This is a genomic window from Halomonas sp. G15 (genome assembly GCF_021282295.1).
GTDB lineage: Bacteria > Pseudomonadota > Gammaproteobacteria > Pseudomonadales > Halomonadaceae > Halomonas > Halomonas alimentaria.
The window spans coordinates 20,194-38,256 of the sequence record NZ_JAJSPA010000005.1 but is presented as its reverse complement, the minus strand read 5'-3'; the positions used below and the strand labels follow the sequence as shown (position 1 = coordinate 38,256).

Sequence of the window (18,063 nt, the reverse complement as noted above, 5' to 3'; positions counted from 1 at the left end):
AAGGCTGGTTCGGTCGATAAAGCGTTGAATATGGCGAACGGCTAATTCTTTGCCTCCGGCTGGCGCGAGAGCGCCTAAACTCAAGTGAAGAACGCACATATCAATGTGCCGGGGCAGCGATATGGTATATGAACCACGTGGACCATCAGGCAAGCCTGGCGCTCAAGGTGTTGCCCTTCATCCGGTGGCTCTGGCCAGAGCAGTGGGTGAGGCAGAGCCCGTTGCCCATGTCCTGCTTGATGTGGACAGTCGTATTCTTTGGGCGAATCCAATGTTCTGGCGGCTTCTGGGGCAGCAGGAGGCGTTAGCTGATGGTGTCCGGTTTGGCGATATTGTGACGCTGACCAGTTGGCTCTCGCATGGTCGCGACCTCGAGATGGAGGGGCCCTGGCACCGTGTGTGGCTCAGTGCAGCTGGGAGCCAGGCTCCCAGGCCTTTCCTGATGGCGGAAACCTGCCCTGTAGGCGATGAGCTGGCAGGCGCGCGGATGCTTTCTTTCATCGATCTACGGGCGGGAGGAGGTGCTCGGGTGCCGCCTTTTGCCGATCCTGTCACTGGGCTTCCCAGTACCTGGATATTCGAGGATCGGCTCCAGCATGCCATGGATCGTGCCCACCGCCTTGAGCAAGGGGTGGCGGTGATGTTGATTCGCCTCGATCGTGCTAGCCGGGTGTTGCGTGAGCACGGCGAGGCGTTGGTTCATCAGTTGTTGCAACAGGTCAGTCGTCGCCTGGCGAACACGCTCAGGGTAGAAGACAGCATTGCGTATCTGGGACGTTATCGCTGGGGGGTGCTGGTTGAGCACCCGGTAGCGCCTGAGAGCCTGCAGACCGCGGCGCTGAGGTGTCTGGAGGCGATGGATGCCCCCTTGTCGGTGGATTCCCCGCCGCTGTTGATGAGCTTGTCGATCGGGATTGTGTTCTACCCCGATGATGGTGACTCGCCAGCTTCTCTGTTGGCCGGGGCTGAGCAGGCACAGCGACATGCCGGGCCAAATGGCTATGCCTTCCTTGACCGTGCGCTGAAGCGCCAATTGGCTGACAGATCTGCATTCCGTGCAGAGCTGCAGTTGGCCCTGATGGAGCCTGGTCGTCATTTTGGTCTGGTCTATCAGCCTCAGTGGAGCCTGGAAGAGGCGCGTTGCACCGGCGTGGAGTGCCTGGTGCGCTGGCGTCACCCCCGGCGAGGGTGGCTGCTTCCCGGTGAGTTTCTTCCTGAGGTCCGGGATATGGGGCAGATGGTTCGCCTCAATCGCTGGGTGCTTCAGCAGGTGGTCAGCCAGCGGCAGCTCTGTGCAGCGAAGGGCTGTGCACTGGCGAGGCTTGAGCTGTCGGTGAATGTCGATGTTTCTCTGCTGTCGCAGGCGCTTTTTGATGGGTGTACGCTGGATCGCTTCTTGCGCGATATGAAAGAAGATCTCGCGGGGTTAGTGCTGGAGTTCGATGGTGAGGTGCTTGCCGGGCTGGATGCGTCCCATGCCCTCATGTTGCGAAGGTTAGCTCGCGCTGGGGTGCGGCTGGTGGCCGATAATCTCTGCGGTGACGTGTTGGCGTTGCCCAAACTGGCGCAACTGCCGATCTCCGGAGGTAAGGTGGGGAGGGGATTGGTGGCCTCTCTGGGAGCTCCTCAGTCTGACGCGGTTCTCGCAGCGCTGGTCGCTGCCTTGGGTGCTCTGAATATCGAGATGACGGCCGTTGGCGTTGAAGACCTTGCTCAGCAAGAGGTGGTTGATCGCTATGGGGTGTCCCGGGTTCAGGGGTATCTCATTGCCGAGCCGATGGCCGTGGAGGTCCTGGCTGACTGGCTGAAAGCTCGTTCCTCAGGCTGAAGCGTTGAGTTGTCCCTCTCCGCCGCGCTGGCGGCCCTTCGCGGTATAGGGGCGGGCTTCTACAATGCTCTGCAGGTAGTCAAGCATCTGGCGGTTGTGTTGGGTGCGAACGGTGATAAGGCGACCATTACGCTGGTTCTGGCGTGCAGTTTGCTGCGCCAGTTCCAGCATTGTCTGCCACTCTTCCAGGCAGCCAGCATCCTCTGCGGCTTGACGCGAGCCCTCGGCATCGGCGGTGTAGCCAAGTCGGCGTTGCACGGACAGGCGGCTTTTCTCAGTGGCTTCCAGCGACTCCAGCAGGGCCTGCTTGTCAGCAGCCAGCTGCTCAAGTGCCGTTCCTTCCACCTTGCCGGCAAGCAGCAGCTCCTGCTCTTGGGTGAGCAAGCGGGTAAGCGCCTCCAGTCGGTAGGCTTGAGTCTCTATGAGTCGTGACAGGCTCACTTGCTTCTGCCTTCCTGGTTGAGGAGATCCTGGACGCTGGCGATCAGGCCATCGGCGATGCGTTCTGCGCGAATATCCAGCTTGCCTTCACGAATGGCTTCACGAATTTCCTCGACGCGGGCGCTATCGATGTCCTGGCTGGTGTCGGCAGCCGCCTGACTCAGGTGCGTCATGCTGGCGGGGCCCGCGTCCTGCTGCTTGCCCCCCTGAAGACCCTGGACTTTCTGGGTCTCCTGGCGCGACTCGACCTGCGTCGGGCGGGTCAGGTTGGGGTGCTGGTTGTCTATTTTCACGGTGGTTAGCCTCGTGAGCAATGCGTTACACAGGCTATCGGCCATCCGGGCGAGAACTTTAGCCCAGATGGCGATCGTCTTCTCAAGTGTGGCGGTCGTGGTTTCAGAAGTCCACGCTGACTCGGCCTGGGCCCACGACTCTTCCTTCGAGTATGAGGCGGTCGGGAAGTCTCACCCGAACGCTGTCGCCCATGCCGCCTTCATCAATGGCCTCGCCCTCGCGCTGTACTCGAAAGCCGGTGCCAGCGGCTTCCACTTGCACGCTATCCCTGCGATAGACCAGGCGTGGCGACTGTACATGGTGCTCTTGGAGTGTCTGTCCCGGGGCAAGAGGGCGGGTAGCATGCTGGCCGATGGCGTCCTCGAGCGCCATAACGGTGCCGCCTGGCAGTCGCCCCAGGTTGCCGCGCGCCAGTGTCAGGTCGCTTTCGCGCAGAGGCTGGCCCCGCTCAACGCGTTTGGCCACCTCGACATAGCGGCCGACCACCTCGACGCTGGCCTGCAGGTATCGCACCTGGCGTGCATCTTCTCCGCATCGCACGCCCACGGAGACACGGCTGCGCAACTCGGCTTCTGGGTTGGGCAGGAACGGGGTGGGGTTCTCACACTCGCCCAGCCGCGCGCTGGGTGGTGAAACCTCGATAACCACCTCCTCACCCAAGGTGCTGGCGCGTTCGTAAAGTAGAGCCTGTACCCGTTCCAGCATCAGGCGCTCGTTGGCCGCCGAGGGCAGAGCCAGTGCCATGAATAGAAGAAACCAGAGGAATCGTTTCCAGAGAGGACCGGGCATGTGGACACCGCCGGGTAGTGGGTGGAAGTAGTTTCGCTGGTTGATTCTAGACCTCAGGCAGGATAGGCATCGCGTGAAATAGGCGTATCGAAGTCGGCTGTTCTTGCCTTTGGGGTGACGGCTTGCGCACTACTCTTCAGCATCGACGAAACCCCTTTTTGGAGAGTGCGGGGATGATCGACCGACTCGAAGCATCATTGAACTTGCACCAGCAGGCGCTGGGGCTACGCCAGGAGCGCCAGAAGGTGCTGTCCAGCAATATCGCCAATGCCGACACCCCCGGCTACAAGGCGCGTGACATGGATTTCGCTAGTGCCCTCAAACAGGCCGTGTCCCGCACCGGGCAGGACGGTCTGTCGCTGTCGCGTACCTCCTCGCGGCACCTCGAGGGCAGCGGCTCGGCGCTTGGCTCACGTGACCTGCTCTATCGCGTCCCGGCTCAGCCGAGCCTCGACGGCAACACCGTGGACATGGACGTGGAGCGGGCCCAGTTCGCCGACAACTCGGTGCGTTACCAGTCCGCGCTGACCATCCTCAACAGTCGCATTCAGGGCCTCAAGAAGGCCATGCAGCCCGAATAACCAGGAGCGAGTGCATGTCGATGTTCTCCATCTTCGAGATTTCCGGCTCGGCCATGAGTGCCCAGTCGCAACGCATGAACGTGACCGCCAGCAACCTGGCCAACGCTGATAGCGTGGCCGGCCCCGACGGTGAGGCCTACCGCGCCCGCCAGGTGATGTTCGAGACCCGCGCCCAGTCCCAGGAAGGCATTGGCGGCGTCGGTGTGCGTGAGGTGGTGGAGGACCCTTCGCCCATGCGCCTGGAGTATCGCCCCGAGCACCCCCTGGCCGACGAGGAGGGCTACGTCACCATGCCCAACGTCGATCCGGTAGGGGAGATGGTCAACATGATCTCCGCCTCGCGCTCCTACCAGGCCAATGTCGAGGTGATGAACACCAACAAGCAGCTGATGCTCAAGACGCTGACGCTGGGGGAGGGCTAAGCCATGGCGGCCACCATCGATAACAGCGTGCTCAACGGCATCAACGGGGTCGGCGCCAGCCGCGGGACGTCCAGTTCGCGCGCCAACGATTCCCAGGCGCTGAACGACAACTTCATGACCATGATGGTCGCCCAGCTGAAGAACCAGGATCCGCTGAAACCGATGAACAACAGCGAGATGGTCTCGCAGCTGGCGCAGATCAACACGCTCAACGGCATCGAGGATCTCAACGAGACGCTGAATGGGATCGGCAGCCAGATCGACGCCGGGCGTGCCCTGGAAGCCGCCGGTCTGATCGGTCAGGGCGTGCTGGTGCCGGGTGACCGGGTACTGGTGGGGCGTGACGGCGAGGGCAATGTGAACGCCACGCCGTTCGGCATGGAGCTCAGCGAGCCGGCGGAGAACGTCAAGGTCACCATCACCGACGGCGCGGGCCAGGTGGTGCGGCGCTATGACATCGGCTCAGTGGATGCCGGGGTCTCATCCTTCCAGTGGGATGGCGAGACCGACCAGGGCAGCTACGCTCCTGACGGTGCCTACCGCATCCGCCTCGAGGCGACCCAGGGCGGCAAGGAGCTCTCCGTCGATGCCCTGAACTACGCCATGGTCAACGCGGTGACGCCCAACGGCGAGCAGGGCGGCTTCGCCCTTGACCTGGGCGCCGTGCAGGGGCAGGTCGGCCTCTCCGCCATCAAGCAGATTCTCTAACGAACAACCACCGGTTACGAATACGCAGAGGGAACATCACCATGGGTTTTTCACAAGCGCTCAGCGGTCTGAATGCCGCCGCCTCCAGCCTGGACGTCCAGGGAAACAACATCGCCAACTCCCAGACCGTGGGCTTCAAGAGCTCCAGCGCCCAGTTCGCCGACGTCTTCGCCAATTCCAAGATTGGCCTTGGCACGCGCATGTCGACGGTGCTGCAGGACTTCGGCGAGGGTAACCTGGAGAGCACCGGCCGCAACCTGGATCTCGGCATCAGCGGCGAGGGCTTCTTCCGCTTCAGTCAGAACGACCAGGTGGTCTACTCTCGCAATGGCCAGCTCTCCATGACCGCCGATGGCTATCTGCAGAACGCCCAGGGTGCGCGGATCATGGGGTTTGATGCCAATGATGCTGGTGTGGTTCTGGCAGGGGGGCAGCCTGAGATCCTGCAGATCGGTACAGCGGAGCTTGGCGCTAAAGCGACAGAGAACGTTAGTTTAGTTGCTAATCTCGATTCTCGAGTTACTGATGATGATTTAAATGAAGCAACGTTAGGTACAGGTCCTGTTCCCTATCATTTTTCAAGTAATTTTACTGCTTATGACTCTTTGGGTAACCCCCAAGTTACAACAGTGTACTTTCAGAGAGCTGATTCGAACCAATGGGATGCTACGGTTAGTGTAGGTGGCAAGAAAGCAGGTGAAGTCACGCTAAACTTCGAAAGCGATGGGCAGTTTGATAGTGCGACCGCTGACCCATTTGTAGCAAGTTTGACAGCAGCCGACCTTGATAATGGTGCTGCTGATTTAAATATGCAGATTGATTTTTCTGATTTTACCCAGTTTGGGAACACCTCACGTACTACCGACTTGCAGCAGGACGGTTATACCTCTGGTGCCTTCGTAGGCATCAGCATCGAAGCTGATGGCACCATCATGAGCAACTTCTCCAACGAGCAGTCTCGAGCAGTGGGCCAGATCGCCATGGCCAACTTCCGTAACCCCGAAGGCCTGCGTCCGGAGGGCGATAACGCCTGGTCGGCGACCCAGGCCTCCGGTCAGGAACTGGTTGGCGCGCCTGGTACCGGCCTGCTGGGCAGCATCGAGTCTGGTGCCATTGAGGCCTCTAACGTGGACATGGCCCGCGAACTGGTGGACATGATCGTTACCCAGCGTGCTTACCAGGCCAACTCCCAGACCATCAAAACCCAGGACGAAGTCCTGCAAACCGCTATCAACCTGCGGTAAGAGCGGAGACTGAGCCATGGATCGCATCCTTTATACCGCCATGAGCGGCGCGCGCCAGAGCATGGAGCAGCAGGCGGTGGTCAGCAACAACCTGTCCAACGTCAGCACCACCGGCTTTCGCGCCCAGCTCCACGCCATGCGCGCGGTGCCAGTGCAGGGCGATGGTCCGCTGGACACGCGCGTATCTGTAGCCGCCTCCACGCCTGGGTCGGACTTCACCAGTGGGCCTATCAACCGCACTGGCCGAGCGTTGGATGTCGCGGTGGAAGGTAACGGATGGTTGACCGTACAGGCGGCGGATGGCGAGGCCTATAGCCGCCGCGGCGACTTGCAGGTCGATGGTGACGGCATCCTGATGACCGCCAACGGCCGTCCGGTGATGGGCGAGGGCGGTCCGATCCAGATCCCGCTGGGTGCCCAGGTCTCCATCGGCGCGGACGGTACCATCAGCACCATCGGCGCCGGAGAGGATCCCGATGCCCTGGTGCCTGTCGACCGGCTCAAGCTGGTCTCGGCACCCGAGCAGGGCCTGCTGCGCGGCGATGATGGCCTCTTCCGTTCGGCACCAGGCCCCGAGGGAGAAGCCCCCGCGGTGCTACCGCTGGATGAGGAGGTCTCCCTGGTCAGTGGTGCTCTGGAGGGCAGCAATGTCAGTGCCGTCGAGGCAATGGTGTCGATGATCGACGTGGCGCGCCGCTACGAGATGCAGATGAAGGGCATCAGCACCGCAGACGAGAACGCCCAGCGCGCCAACAGCCTGCTATCGATACAGGGCTAGGTAAGCGCCACACGCTCATTAGCTAGGAATACGACATGATCAAGTCACTATGGACAGCCAAGACCGGCCTGGAATCACAGCAGGTCAACCTGGACGTCATCTCCAACAACCTGGCGAACGTCAGCACCAACGGCTTCAAGCGCTCCCGTGCAGTGTTCGAGGACCTGCTCTACCAGAACATGCGTCAGCCGGGCGCCCAGAACAACATTCAGGATCGTCTGCCTTCCGGCATGCAGGTGGGTACTGGCGTGCGCCCCGTGGCCACCGAGCGACTGCACACCCAGGGCGGGCTTGAGAACACCGAGAACTCCCGTGACCTTGCGATCAACGGCCAGGGCTTCTTCCAGGTGCTGATGCCCGATGGCAGCACCGCCTATACCCGTGATGGCAGCTTTCAGCTCAACGAGAACGGTCAGATGGTGACTGCCAACGGCTACCCCCTTGAGCCGGCGATCATCATCCCCGATAACGCCCTGTCGATCTCCATCGGCGAGGATGGCGTGGTCAGCGTGACCGAGCCGGGCACCAGCCAGCCCAACGAGGTGGGGCAGATTACCCTCTCCACCTTCGTCAATCCCACTGGTCTCGAGAGTGTCGGCGGCAACCTCTACATGGAGACTGCGTCTTCAGGGCCCCGCAATGAGAATATGCCCGGCATGAACGGCGCGGGCCGCCTCTTCCAGGGCTACGTCGAGACCTCCAATGTCAACGTGGTGGAGGAGATGGTGAGCATGATCCAGACCCAGCGTGCCTACGAAATTAACAGTAAGGCAGTGCAGACCAGCGACGAGATGCTGGCGCGCCTGAGCCAGCTGTAAGCGATGATGGCGGGAGAGACTGCATGACGACCGGGCGCTTGGGCACACCGAGCCTTTTGCTGGTGGCAGCGCTGATGCTGCTGATGGGCGGCTGCGCCCAGATTCCGCGCGCCTCGGTGGTCGGCGAGCAGGAGCGTATCGAGATCCCTCAGCCGCAGCCGCCGCGGGCCAACGGCTCCATCTATCAAGCTGAGCGCGGTTACCGCCCGCTGTTCGAGGATCGGCGTCCGACCATGGTCGGCGATATCTTGACCATCGTGCTGGACGAGGAGGTCAGTGCCAGCAAGAACAGCCAGTCCAATGCCGATCGTAACGGCTCATCAAGCCTCGACCTGGCCCAGCTCCCTGACGCACTTGAAACACTCTCAGAGTACGGCTTCGACGTCGAGGGCAACAGTGACTTCAGCGGCGGTGGCGGCTCCGAGGCCAACAACTCGTTTACCGGCACCATTACCGTCTCTGTGCTGGAAGTGCTCAATAATGGCTACCTGCGTGTGCGTGGCGAGAAGCAGATCGCCATCAACCAGGGCACCGAGTTTATCCGCTTCTCGGGGGTCGTCGACCCACGCACCATCACCGGCCAGGGCGCCGTGATGTCGACCCAGGTGGCCGATGCCCGTATCGAGTACGTAGGCGACGGATATATCAGCGAGGCACAGCATATGGGCTGGCTGCAGCGATTCTTCCTCAACGTCTCGCCCTTCTAGCAGGAGTTCGATAGTGAAGCCATCTCCGCAGGTGCGACTCAACTGGTTTTTCATCACTTCGATGGTCTTTTTGGTGCTGTTACTTGCAGCTACCCCGGCGCGTGCCGAACAGATCCGTGAATTGGCGAGTTTTGCCGGCGTTCGAGACAACGCTCTGGTGGGCTATGGCCTGGTTGTCGGGCTGGACAACACCGGTGACCAGACGACACAAGCACCGTTTACTGGGCAGAGCCTGACCAACATGCTCAATGAACTGGGCGTGACAATACCCGAGGGGACCAACATGCAGCTGCGTAACGTGGCAGCGGTGATGGTCACGACGGATTTGCCGCCGTTCTCTCGTCCCGGTCAGCGGCTGGACGTCAATGTCTCCTCTGTGGGCAATGCCCGTAGTCTGCGTGGCGGTACTCTGCTGATGACGCCACTGAAGGGGGCGGATGGCGCCACTTACGCCATCGCCCAAGGCAACTTGCTCGTCAGTGGTGCCAGTGCCCAGGGCGGTGGCAGCAGCGTGCAGATCAATCAGCAGGCTGGTGGTCGCATCACGGGTGGCGCCATGGTTGAGAGGGAAGTGCCCCTGGATCTAGGCGCTCGTGGTGGGCTTCTGGAGCTCGAGCTGAACCGAGCAGACTTCGGCACAGCCCAGCGGGTGGTGTCAGCCATCAACCAGGAATTCGGCCGCCCGGTGGCTGCAGCACAGAACGGCCGTGTGATCGCTCTCGATGGTCCTCAAGATAACAACGCTCGGGTCAACTTCATGGCGCGCATCGAGCAGTTGCGGGTCACGCCGACCGAAGCGGCAGCCAAGGTCGTACTCAACTCTCGAACCGGTGCTATCGCGATGAATGGTCGTGTCACCCTGCGCCAGGCCGCCGTGGCCCATGGGAATCTCGCCATCACCATCGACACCGATGTGGGAGTAAGCCAGCCCAACCCCTTCGGTGGCGGCCAGACCGTGGTAGTCCAGGACACCGAGGTGAGCATCGAGCAGCAACCCGGCACGTTGAAGGTGGTGGAGGGCGCCGACCTGACGGAGCTGGTAGATGCGCTGAATACACTGGGGGCAACTCCGGCCGACCTGATGTCGATTCTCGAGGCGCTGAAGGCCTCGGGCTCACTGCGCGCGGAATTGGAGATCATCTGATATGGCGCTGAGTAGCGGTCATGGAATGGAAGGCCAGTTTGCTTTGGAGATGCAGGGCCTGCAGCGGCTCAAGCATAGCGCCCGTCAGGACCCTGCAGGTGGTGCCGAGGCGGCGGCGAAGCAGTTCGAGGCCCTGTTCATACAGATGATGGTCAAGAGCATGCGCGATGCAGTGCCGACTACCGGCCTGCTCGACAACAAGCAGAGCGAGCTCTTTCAGTCGATGCTCGACCAGCAGTGGTCTCAGACCATGGCGAGTCGCGGTATCGGCCTCGCCGACAAGCTGGTGAGTGAACTGGAGAACCGTGGCCTGGTGCCGCAGCAAGCATCTCAAGCTGAAAACGACCTGATTGCCGGGATTCCGCGTGGAACACCCAAGCCCCTACGTGATGCGATCCAGCCGGATACCGAAGCCTTGCCTGCTGAGGATTCCGCGTCATCTGAACAGAGCGATGCCAAGGGCTTCATGGCCGAGCTTGACGCACGGCCGATGACGAGCAGCCTGACACCCTCTTCTACAGCTGAGGAAGCCATTCAGCGAGCGGATGCGGTCCCGGCGTCTCGAGAGCGCCACGATCTGCCCGATCATGTGCGTACTTTCCTGAGTCGCCTCGAGGCCCCCGCCCAGGCTGCCAGTCGAGCCACCGGGGTACCGGCCGAGCTGATCTTGGCCCAGGCGGCGCTCGAGACTGGATGGGGGCGCCACGAGATCTCCACACGTGATGGCGGCAACAGCCACAACCTCTTCGGTATCAAGGCCGGTAGTAGCTGGCAGGGAGATACCACCGAGATCGTCACCCACGAGGTTTATGACGGGCGTCGTCAGAAAATTCGTGATGACTTTAGGGTCTACGGTTCCTTCGAGGAGGCCTTCATCGACTATGCCAACCTGATCGGGAACAATCCCCGTTACCAGGCGGTGACCACGGCCGGAAGCCCGGCCGAGGCGGCGCATGCCCTGCAGAAGGGTGGCTACGCTACCGATCCAGCCTACGCCGACAAGCTGATTGCAGTCATGAACAGCATGCGTCCCCTCGAGCAGTCACTGAATCTGGCCAGTGCAGGGTCCATCGGCCTTGGAGCATTGCGATGATTCGGCCTCAAGATTGTCGCCGCGCTGCCGATTAACTGGGTAATGGCCAAGGGAATCCCCTCATGAGTATCTTCTCGACTGGGCTCAGCGGCCTCAATGCCGCCCAGAGCGCCCTCAACAGTACCAGCAACAACATCAGCAACGTCTATACCCCGGGGTACAACCGCGAGGTAACCCAGCTCGGCGAGGGCCGTGCTGGTGGCGGTGTGCAGGTCAACGACATACAGCGCCAGTTCAACCAGTACGTGGCTTCACAGCTCAACGCCGCTACCAGCAAGTCCAGCGCGCTGGAGTCGTATAATCAGCAGGTGGAGCAGATCGACAGCCTGTTGGCAGATCGAGATGCAGGTCTGGCACCGTTGATGCAGAATTTCTTCTCTGCCATGGAGGACCTGGCCAGTGCGCCTTCGGATCCCGCCGCTCGCCAGGGTGTTTTGGGCGCAGCCGATACCTTGACGGCGCAGTTCCGCTCATTCGACGGTTACTTGCAGGATATGCAAGAAGGCATCAACGGCCAGATCGCCGACGAGGTCACCCAGATCAACAACTCCACCGAACAGTTGGCCGATATCAACCGCGAGATTGCCCTGGCCCGGGCGCGCAGTGGCGAGGCGCCCAACAGCCTGCTCAACCAGCGTGACCAGATGGTGCATGAGCTCAGCGAGCGCATGGACGTGCGGCTGAATATCCAGGACGGCAAGACCTACAACATCAGCCTGCCCAACGGTCAGCCGCTGGTGGCCGGCACCCAGCATTATCGCCTGGAGGCGATGGACTCACCGAATGATCCCCAGCGCACCGTGTTGGGCTATCGTGACTCCAACGGTGACATAGTGGCGCTGGATGAGGACACCGTGACCGGCGGCACCCTGGGCGGCCTGATGGACTTCCGCAGCGAGACGCTGGACAAGACCCAGAACCAGATCGGTCAACTGGCGGTTTCCCTTGCCAGCGGGCTCAATGCCCAGCATGCCCTGGGTGCCGATCTCGATGGCGCTCAGGGCGGCGACCTGTTCCGCATCGGCGAGCCTCAGGTGTATTCCGATGACGGCAACGCCGATCCTGGTGCCACGGCAACGGCCAGCTTTGATGAGGCTCAGCTGGATCAGTTACGAGCCGCCGACTACGAGATTCGAGTAACGGCTGATTCGCCAGGTGATGGTGATTTCGAGGTGGTCCGCAAGAGCACTGGTGAAGCCGTGGATGCCTCCTTCGATAGCGGTACCAGCACCTTGAGCTTTGGTGGTATTACCCTCGAGTTCGATAACTTGGCGAATGCGCAGGACGGGGATCGCTTCGAGGTCCAGCCCGTACGCCGTGCCGCCGCCAATATGCAAACGGCCATCGACGATCTGGACAAGCTGGCCGCGTCTTCTCTAGTGGAGCAGGGCGGGGAGCTTGCTGTCGGCAATGTGCGTGCCGCCAGTGGTGCTCTTGCTGCCAATCAATCTCATGAGCTTACAGTTCAACCCGATGGCAGCTTTAGTGTGTCGACTGGAACGACCATCTCTCGTGATGGCAGTACGTTGGATGGAGCTGAGCAGCTTCAGTCGGGTGATCGCCTGACGATCGATGGCGTCAGTTTCACTCTGAAAGAGCTCCCGGATGCCGGTGAAGCCACCCTGACCTTGAGCCGTGGAGATTTCGGCACCGGCAATAACGAGAATGCCCTGGCGATGCAGGCCCTGCAGGACAAGCTGACGGTGGGCGGCAGTGCCTCCTTCAGCGGTGCCTACGGAGCCATGGTCAGCGACGTAGGCAACCGCACCAATATCGTCCAGGCCAACCTCGATGCGCAGCAGGGGCTGACGCGGCAGCTGGAAGCGGTGCAGCAGTCGGAGTCCGGTGTCAACCTGGACGAGGAGGCGGCGAACCTGATCCGCTACCAGCAGTTCTATCAGGCCAACGCCCGCGTCATCGATACCGGCACCACCGTCCTCGACACCATCCTCGGCCTGCGTAACTGATCTGGAGAGAGCAAACGATGCGAGTCAGCAGCGTCACCATGTACGAGCAGAGCATCTCGTCCATGAACCGTCAGCAGAACGACTTTCTCAAGGTCAGCCAGCAGATTGCCAGCGGTCGAAGGGTGGTCAATCCCTCCGACGATCCCCAGGCCGCCTCGCGGGCGGTGGGCGTCGACCAGGCCCGCGCGGTGACCCAGCAGTTTGCCGACTCCCGCGTGAGCGCGCGAAACTCCCTTGCTCAGACCGAGAGCGTGCTCAACAGCGTCAGCGACGCTATCACCAGCGCCAAGACGCTGATGGTGCAAGCGTCGAGCGATACGCTGAGCGATGCCGACCGTGAGTCCGTGGCCAGCGAGCTGCGCGGCATCTATGAGACAGTGATCGGCCAGGCCAATGCCACCGACGGCAACGGCCGGCACCTCTTCGGTGGTTACCAGGACAGCTCCGAGCCTTTTGTTCGCTCAGACAATGGCATTCAGTACGAAGGTGATGCCAATACCCGAGAGCAGCGTATCGATGCGTCTCGTCTGATGAAGGTCAGCGAGAATGGAGAGTCCATTTTCAACAGCGTGCCCAGCGGTGCCGGCTATGTGGCCGAGGCGGATTCTGGAAACGGTGGCAACATTACCTTCTCCGGACCTCAGGTGATTGATAACGATAATGCTGACTACGGTGAGTCGTTCCGTATCGAATTCACTAGCGAATCCCAGTATCAAGTGCAGCGGTTTAACCCGGCTACCGAAGACTGGGATGTGCAGGCAACGGCAGACTATGATGATCAGTCGGGTGTGGTCGAAATCGGCGGCCTCCGCATGGAACTCAAGGGCGAGGCAGTGAACGGCGATACCATCGAGTTCTCCCCCGCCGATGAAATGAACACCAACCTGTTCAGAAGCTTCGAGAAAGCGCTGGCGGTGCTTGAGAATCCCACCGAGAACGACTCGGACAAGGCTGCCCTGCGTAACACCCTGAATACCGTGATGCGCGAGTTCGACAATAGCCTCGATAACGTGCTGACCAAGCGGGCGTCCGTCGGCGCGCGCCTCAACGAGCTGGACGTGGTCGACAGCGTGGGCGGCAACCGCATGCTCAACTACGAGCAAACCCTCTCTGACCTGGTTGACCTGGACTACGCCGAGGCGATCGGCGACTACATCCTGCGCCAAGTGGGCCTGCAGGCCTCCCAGAAGGCCTTCGCCGATATGAAGGGCATGTCGCTGTTCAATTATCTCTGAGGCCTGTTCCCGCTTTCATCCGTTCCCTGCCGGCCATGTCTGTCTCCTGTCTCCGACATGGCCGTTTTGCCGTTCCGCTACCTGCCCTGGTCGGAACGGTTTTTTTGTCCCTGGCTTATGGCAAAGGGAGTGGCGCCATCGTCTCCAATAGTCCCTGAAGGAATCTAAGACCGTTTGCGAAGTGGCGCTCCAGGAAGCTGCCCAGGTCGATCATCAGTACCATCAGCAACACCAGGCCCACGGTGAGCGAGGCGGGAAAGCCGATGTTGAATACCGTCAGCTGGGGAGCAGAACGGTTGAGGATGCCCAGCGCCAGATTGATGATCAAAAGCGAGGCGACCAGGGGCAATGCCATGAGCATGCCGACGGAGAAGATGGTGCCACCGTAGCGGGCCAGCATGATAAAGGCATCGGGATTGAAGCGCCCAATACCGATTGGCAGCGTCTCGAAGCTCATCACCAGGATTTCCAGCACCATCAGGTGGGCATTGAAGGCCAGAAACATCAGCAGGGTGATCATGTAGAGTATTCGTGACAGCACCATCATGTTAGTGCCGCTAGAGGGGTCGAAAAAGGTGGCAAAGGCCAGACCCATTTGCAGGCCGATAAACTCCCCTGACGCCTGTACCACCGAGACGATGATGCGCACCGTGAGCCCGATGGCGGCGCCGATCAACATCTGTTCGACCAGAATGCCCAGGCCTGCCCAGGAATACAGCGGAATATCCGGCATGGGGGGGAGCACGGGAGAGATCACCACAGCAACCGCGCCGGCGGCGGCGATCTTGGCCTGGCGTGGTACGCTGGAGTGCCCCCAGAGCGGGGCGCTCAGCATCAGTGCCGTGATCCGCGCGAAGGGCCAGAAGAAGGCCACCAGCCAGCCATGCAGCTGCGCGAAGGTCACCTCCACCATGGGGCTACATCAACATCGCGGGGATATTAGTGAACAGCTCCCGCGTGAAGGTGGTGATCAACTTGAGCAGCCAGGGGCCCGCCAGTACCAGGACCGCGAATACCGCCAGGATCTTGGGAATGAACGACAGCGTCATCTCGTTGATTTGGGTCGCGGCCTGGAACAGGCTCACCAGCAGGCCGGTGGCCAGTGCCGCCAGTAGCAGGGGTGCCGCCAGCAGCAGCGTGACGCGCATCCCCTGATAGGCAAGGTTCATCACCATTTCCGGTGTCACAAGCGGCTCCCTGAGCGATGGTGAGTGTGCAATGCTAAGACGTGATGATGGCTAGAAGTAGAAGCTCTCGGCCAGTGAGCCGAGGATCAGCTGCCAGCCATCTACCAACACGAACAGCATCAACTTGAAGGGCAGCGAGATGGTAATGGGTGGCACCATCATCATGCCCAGCGACATCAGCGTGCTGGCCACTACCAGGTCGATGATGAGAAACGGTATGAAGATGGTGAAACCGATCTGGAAGGCCGTCTTCAATTCGCTGGTAACGAAGGAGGGCACCAGGATACGCAGCGGTACATCCTCGGGCCCCTGCAGCTCACCGACGTCAGCCAGGCGAGCAAACATTGCCAGGTCGGGCTCACGAGTCTGGGCCAGCATGAACTCTCTGAATGGCCCCTGAGCCAGCTCCAGGAACCTGCTGAATCCAATCTCGTCATTGCTTAGCGGCACCCAGGCCAGCTCGTAGACCTGGTCGAATACCGGCGCCATGATGAAGAAGGTGAGGAACAGCGCCAGACCGAGCAGGATCTGGTTTGGGGGGGTGGCCTGGGTACCCATGGCGGTGCGCAGCAGGCTCAGTACGATAATGATGCGGGTAAAGCTGGTCATCATCAGCAGTACTGCCGGCAAGAAGGCCAGCGAGCTGAGCAGCAGCAACGTTTGCAGGGATAGCGACCAGCGCTGCCCACCGTCTTCCGTGGGCTGGCTGACAATACCGGGGATTTCCTGGGCCATGGCCAGGCTTGGCATCAGCAGGCCGGCGGCAAGCAGTAGCAAGGCAAGCAATTTCACGGGGTCACGCGTGATCACGAGCCTCTCCTGCCATCCATTCCTGCATTGCGCTTCAGTGCCTTGGCGAACCGCGTGCCGAAACTGTCTCCAGCCTCGAATAGGGGAGGGGACTGTGTATCGGGTGCACCAGTGGCAGTGTCTGGTTCGGCGGGCATGCTGTGCAGCATGTCAACACGACCGTTACCGATGCCGAGTACCAGCCAGGTGTCCTTGATCTGGACGATGGATATTCGCTCCTTGGGGCCGACCATGGTGCTGTCGATGACCTTGAGCTGGCCGCCACGGCGACGCTGATAGGGGCCCCAACGGCGCAGAGCCGCTGCCGCGAGGAACAGGATGGCCAGGATCAGGCCCAGTGCGGCGGCCGTCTTGCCCAGCATGGCCAGCCCGAGCAGAGATTCGCCGCCTGCGGCCGCGGCCTCGATGCCGGCCTGTGCCTGTTCGCCGCTGTTCTCACTCATCTGTTCAGCTTCTGCACTCGCTCGGAGGGGGTGATAATCTCGGTAATACGGATGCCGTACTTGTCCTCGACCACGACCACTTCACCCTGGGCGATCAGGTAGCCGTTGATCAGGATGTCCATGGGCTCACCGGCCAGGCCATCGAGCTCAATCACCGAGCCTTGGGCTAGTTCCAGCAGCTGCTTGATAGTCAGCTTGGTTCGGCCCAGCTCCACGGTGAGTTTCACCGGGATGTCCATGATCATCTCGAGGTCGCGGGCTTCGGTTGTTTCTTGGGTCTGCTCCAGCGGGCGAAACACGCTGCCACTGGCAGAGCGGGCTTCGGGCTCCGGATCGTCCGGGGCCTTGGACTCCTGTTCTGCTGCTTCAACTGCCTGCTGTTCTGCCAGGGCTTCGGCCCAAGGGTCATCATCCGCACCAGCCTGAGAGTCGCTCTCCTGCTCTGACATGGCGGCTGCCCAGTCATCTTCGCTGATGTTCTGATCGGGCTTGTTGGGATCAGTCATGGTTCGATTCCTTAGCTTTCTGTGCGGCGCCCCGCGGTGAGGATCCCTTGATGAAAGTATCGGCAGGGGCATGGTCGCCGGCATGGTCAAACACCCGCAGCACGCGCAGTGCCCGCTGCTCATGCTGACTGCCGTATTCGCACTCCATCACTGGCACACCGTCAACGCTGGCGGTGACCTTGTCAGGCAGCTCCAACGGCAGCACGTCTCCTGCCTTCATCGACATGACGTGGGAGATGCGGCTCGGGATTTCGGCAAACTTGGCTACCAGCTCCACCTCTGAGTGACGGATCTCCCCGGCGATGCGACGTGTCCAGGCGCCATCCTGGCTGTGATTGCCATCGCTCAGCGGGTTGGTCAACAGGTCACGCAGTGGCTCGATCATCGAGTAGGGCATGCAAATCTGGAAGTTGCTCGCCAGGTTGCCCACCTCAAGGTTGAAGCTGGTGTTGACCACGATCTCATTGGGCGAGTTGGTGATGTTGGCGAACTTCGACTGCATCTCGCTGCGCAGATACGAGATCTCCAGTGGGTAGACCGACTTCCAGGATTCGCTATAGGCATCGATGGCTAGCTGAAGCAGGCGCTGGATGATGCGCTGCTCGGTATTGGTGAACTCGCGCCCTTCTGACTTGGTGACGAAGCGACCATCGCCCCCGAACAGGTTGTCTACCACCATGAATACCAAGCTGGGTGGGAAGACGATCAGCGCCGAGCCGCGCAGCGGCTTCATGGCAATAAGGTTGATATTGGTCGGCACCGGGACATTGCGTGAGAACTCGCTGTAGCTCTGATAGCGCACCGAGTCCACGGTGATGTCGGCGCTTCGCCGGATCAGGTTGAACAATGCCATGCGAAAGTGGCGGGCAAAGCGCTCATTGATGATATCCAGAGCATGCAGACGCTCGCGGATGATCCGGTGCTGCGAGGCCGGATCATACGGACGGATTCGAGAGGAACCATCGTTTTTGGCTTCGGGCTCGTCATCGCCACTGACGCCCTTGAGCAGGGCGTCAATTTCTTCCTGTGATAGCAGGTCGTCTTGGGACATGGCGTCTCGGGGGTCTC

General features: G+C 60.9%; 21 protein-coding genes. 12 read left to right on the top strand and 9 right to left on the bottom strand.

All coding sequences use genetic code 11. The features are described from left to right. Positions 1 to 271: 271 nt before the first annotated feature. Positions 272 to 1,828 carry an EAL domain-containing protein gene (locus LWH48_RS04145; RefSeq protein WP_232911432.1) on the top strand — a complete coding sequence of 519 codons (1,557 nt, stop codon included), beginning with the start codon at positions 272 to 274 and terminating at the stop codon, positions 1,826 to 1,828. Here LWH48_RS04145 and LWH48_RS04140 read toward each other — a convergent pair. From LWH48_RS04140 to flgA, 3 genes are all read right to left on the bottom strand, one after another. After that, entirely contained in the window at positions 1,820 to 2,269 is a 450-nt protein-coding gene (locus tag LWH48_RS04140) for a flagella synthesis protein FlgN (protein ID WP_332875611.1), read from the bottom strand. The two genes, LWH48_RS04145 and LWH48_RS04140, sit on opposite strands and share 9 nt — an antisense overlap. Beyond that, complete coding sequence (flgM, locus tag LWH48_RS04135; RefSeq protein WP_232911429.1) at positions 2,266 to 2,562, bottom strand: flagellar biosynthesis anti-sigma factor FlgM; 297 nt, start codon at positions 2,560 to 2,562, stop codon at positions 2,266 to 2,268. Before flgM ends, LWH48_RS04140 begins: the two co-directional genes overlap by 4 nt. A gap of 103 nt (positions 2,563 to 2,665) precedes the next feature. Further along, positions 2,666 to 3,307 (bottom strand): flagellar basal body P-ring formation chaperone FlgA, encoded by a 642-nt coding sequence (flgA, locus tag LWH48_RS04130; RefSeq protein ID WP_232911427.1) that lies wholly within the window; start codon positions 3,305 to 3,307, stop codon positions 2,666 to 2,668. Positions 3,308 to 3,525: 218 nt separating this feature from the next. Here flgA and flgB point away from each other — a divergent pair, with 218 nt between their 5' ends. The 11 genes from flgB (at position 3,526) to flgL (ending at position 14,049) form a co-directional block, all read left to right on the top strand. Continuing rightward, a complete protein-coding gene (flgB, locus tag LWH48_RS04125; protein WP_232911425.1) occupies positions 3,526 to 3,933 on the top strand; it encodes a flagellar basal body rod protein FlgB in 408 nt (135 codons plus the stop codon). A gap of 14 nt (positions 3,934 to 3,947) precedes the next feature. Continuing rightward, on the top strand, positions 3,948 to 4,355 hold the full coding sequence (gene flgC / locus LWH48_RS04120; protein WP_232911423.1) for a flagellar basal body rod protein FlgC: 408 nt from the start codon (positions 3,948 to 3,950) through the stop codon (positions 4,353 to 4,355). Positions 4,356 to 4,358: 3 nt separating this feature from the next. Further along, on the top strand, positions 4,359 to 5,063 hold the full coding sequence (locus LWH48_RS04115; protein WP_232911421.1) for a flagellar hook assembly protein FlgD: 705 nt from the start codon (positions 4,359 to 4,361) through the stop codon (positions 5,061 to 5,063). A gap of 41 nt (positions 5,064 to 5,104) precedes the next feature. After that, positions 5,105 to 6,307: a flagellar hook protein FlgE gene (gene flgE / locus LWH48_RS04110; RefSeq protein ID WP_232911419.1), complete on the top strand. Its 1,203-nt coding sequence runs from the start codon at positions 5,105 to 5,107 to the stop codon at positions 6,305 to 6,307. Positions 6,308 to 6,323: 16 nt separating this feature from the next. Next, positions 6,324 to 7,085: a flagellar basal-body rod protein FlgF gene (gene flgF / locus LWH48_RS04105; protein ID WP_232911417.1), complete on the top strand. Its 762-nt coding sequence runs from the start codon at positions 6,324 to 6,326 to the stop codon at positions 7,083 to 7,085. Between the two features lie 35 nt (positions 7,086 to 7,120). Next, positions 7,121 to 7,903, top strand: a complete 783-nt coding sequence (gene flgG, locus LWH48_RS04100) for a flagellar basal-body rod protein FlgG (RefSeq protein WP_232911416.1) — start codon at positions 7,121 to 7,123, stop codon at positions 7,901 to 7,903. 23 nt (positions 7,904 to 7,926) lie between these two features. Then, positions 7,927 to 8,610: a flagellar basal body L-ring protein FlgH gene (locus tag LWH48_RS04095; RefSeq protein WP_232911415.1), complete on the top strand. Its 684-nt coding sequence runs from the start codon at positions 7,927 to 7,929 to the stop codon at positions 8,608 to 8,610. 61 nt (positions 8,611 to 8,671) lie between these two features. Beyond that, positions 8,672 to 9,754 (top strand): flagellar basal body P-ring protein FlgI, encoded by a 1,083-nt coding sequence (locus LWH48_RS04090; protein ID WP_232911544.1) that lies wholly within the window; start codon positions 8,672 to 8,674, stop codon positions 9,752 to 9,754. A gap of 1 nt (position 9,755) precedes the next feature. Then, the gene (flgJ, locus tag LWH48_RS04085; protein WP_232911413.1) at positions 9,756 to 10,847 is read left to right on the top strand and encodes a flagellar assembly peptidoglycan hydrolase FlgJ; all 1,092 of its coding nucleotides are present in this window, start codon (positions 9,756 to 9,758) and stop codon (positions 10,845 to 10,847) included. Between the two features lie 62 nt (positions 10,848 to 10,909). Beyond that, positions 10,910 to 12,814, top strand: a complete 1,905-nt coding sequence (gene flgK, locus LWH48_RS04080) for a flagellar hook-associated protein FlgK (protein WP_232911411.1) — start codon at positions 10,910 to 10,912, stop codon at positions 12,812 to 12,814. A 17-nt stretch (positions 12,815 to 12,831) separates the two neighbouring features. Further along, the gene (gene flgL, locus LWH48_RS04075) at positions 12,832 to 14,049 is read left to right on the top strand and encodes a flagellar hook-associated protein FlgL (protein WP_232911410.1); all 1,218 of its coding nucleotides are present in this window, start codon (positions 12,832 to 12,834) and stop codon (positions 14,047 to 14,049) included. Positions 14,050 to 14,164: 115 nt separating this feature from the next. Here the strand turns inward: flgL and fliR are convergent, their stop codons facing one another. From fliR to fliM, 6 genes are read right to left on the bottom strand one after another with little or no spacing between them, the layout of a single operon-like run. Then, positions 14,165 to 14,962 carry a flagellar biosynthetic protein FliR gene (gene fliR / locus LWH48_RS04070; protein ID WP_232911408.1) on the bottom strand — a complete coding sequence of 266 codons (798 nt, stop codon included), beginning with the start codon at positions 14,960 to 14,962 and terminating at the stop codon, positions 14,165 to 14,167. Positions 14,963 to 14,966: 4 nt separating this feature from the next. Next, positions 14,967 to 15,236 (bottom strand): flagellar biosynthesis protein FliQ, encoded by a 270-nt coding sequence (gene fliQ, locus LWH48_RS04065; protein WP_232911406.1) that lies wholly within the window; start codon positions 15,234 to 15,236, stop codon positions 14,967 to 14,969. A 51-nt stretch (positions 15,237 to 15,287) separates the two neighbouring features. Continuing rightward, on the bottom strand, positions 15,288 to 15,986 hold the full coding sequence (fliP, locus tag LWH48_RS04060) for a flagellar type III secretion system pore protein FliP (RefSeq protein WP_269816088.1): 699 nt from the start codon (positions 15,984 to 15,986) through the stop codon (positions 15,288 to 15,290). A 56-nt stretch (positions 15,987 to 16,042) separates the two neighbouring features. Beyond that, positions 16,043 to 16,489 (bottom strand): flagellar biosynthetic protein FliO, encoded by a 447-nt coding sequence (gene fliO, locus LWH48_RS04055; RefSeq protein WP_232911404.1) that lies wholly within the window; start codon positions 16,487 to 16,489, stop codon positions 16,043 to 16,045. Continuing rightward, positions 16,486 to 16,995 (bottom strand): flagellar motor switch protein FliN, encoded by a 510-nt coding sequence (gene fliN, locus LWH48_RS04050; RefSeq protein ID WP_232911402.1) that lies wholly within the window; start codon positions 16,993 to 16,995, stop codon positions 16,486 to 16,488. Before fliN ends, fliO begins: the two co-directional genes overlap by 4 nt. Beyond that, positions 16,988 to 18,046, bottom strand: coding sequence for a flagellar motor switch protein FliM (fliM, locus tag LWH48_RS04045; protein WP_232911400.1), 1,059 nt, complete (start codon positions 18,044 to 18,046; stop codon positions 16,988 to 16,990). Before fliM ends, fliN begins: the two co-directional genes overlap by 8 nt. Between the last annotated feature and the right edge of the window lie 17 nt (positions 18,047 to 18,063).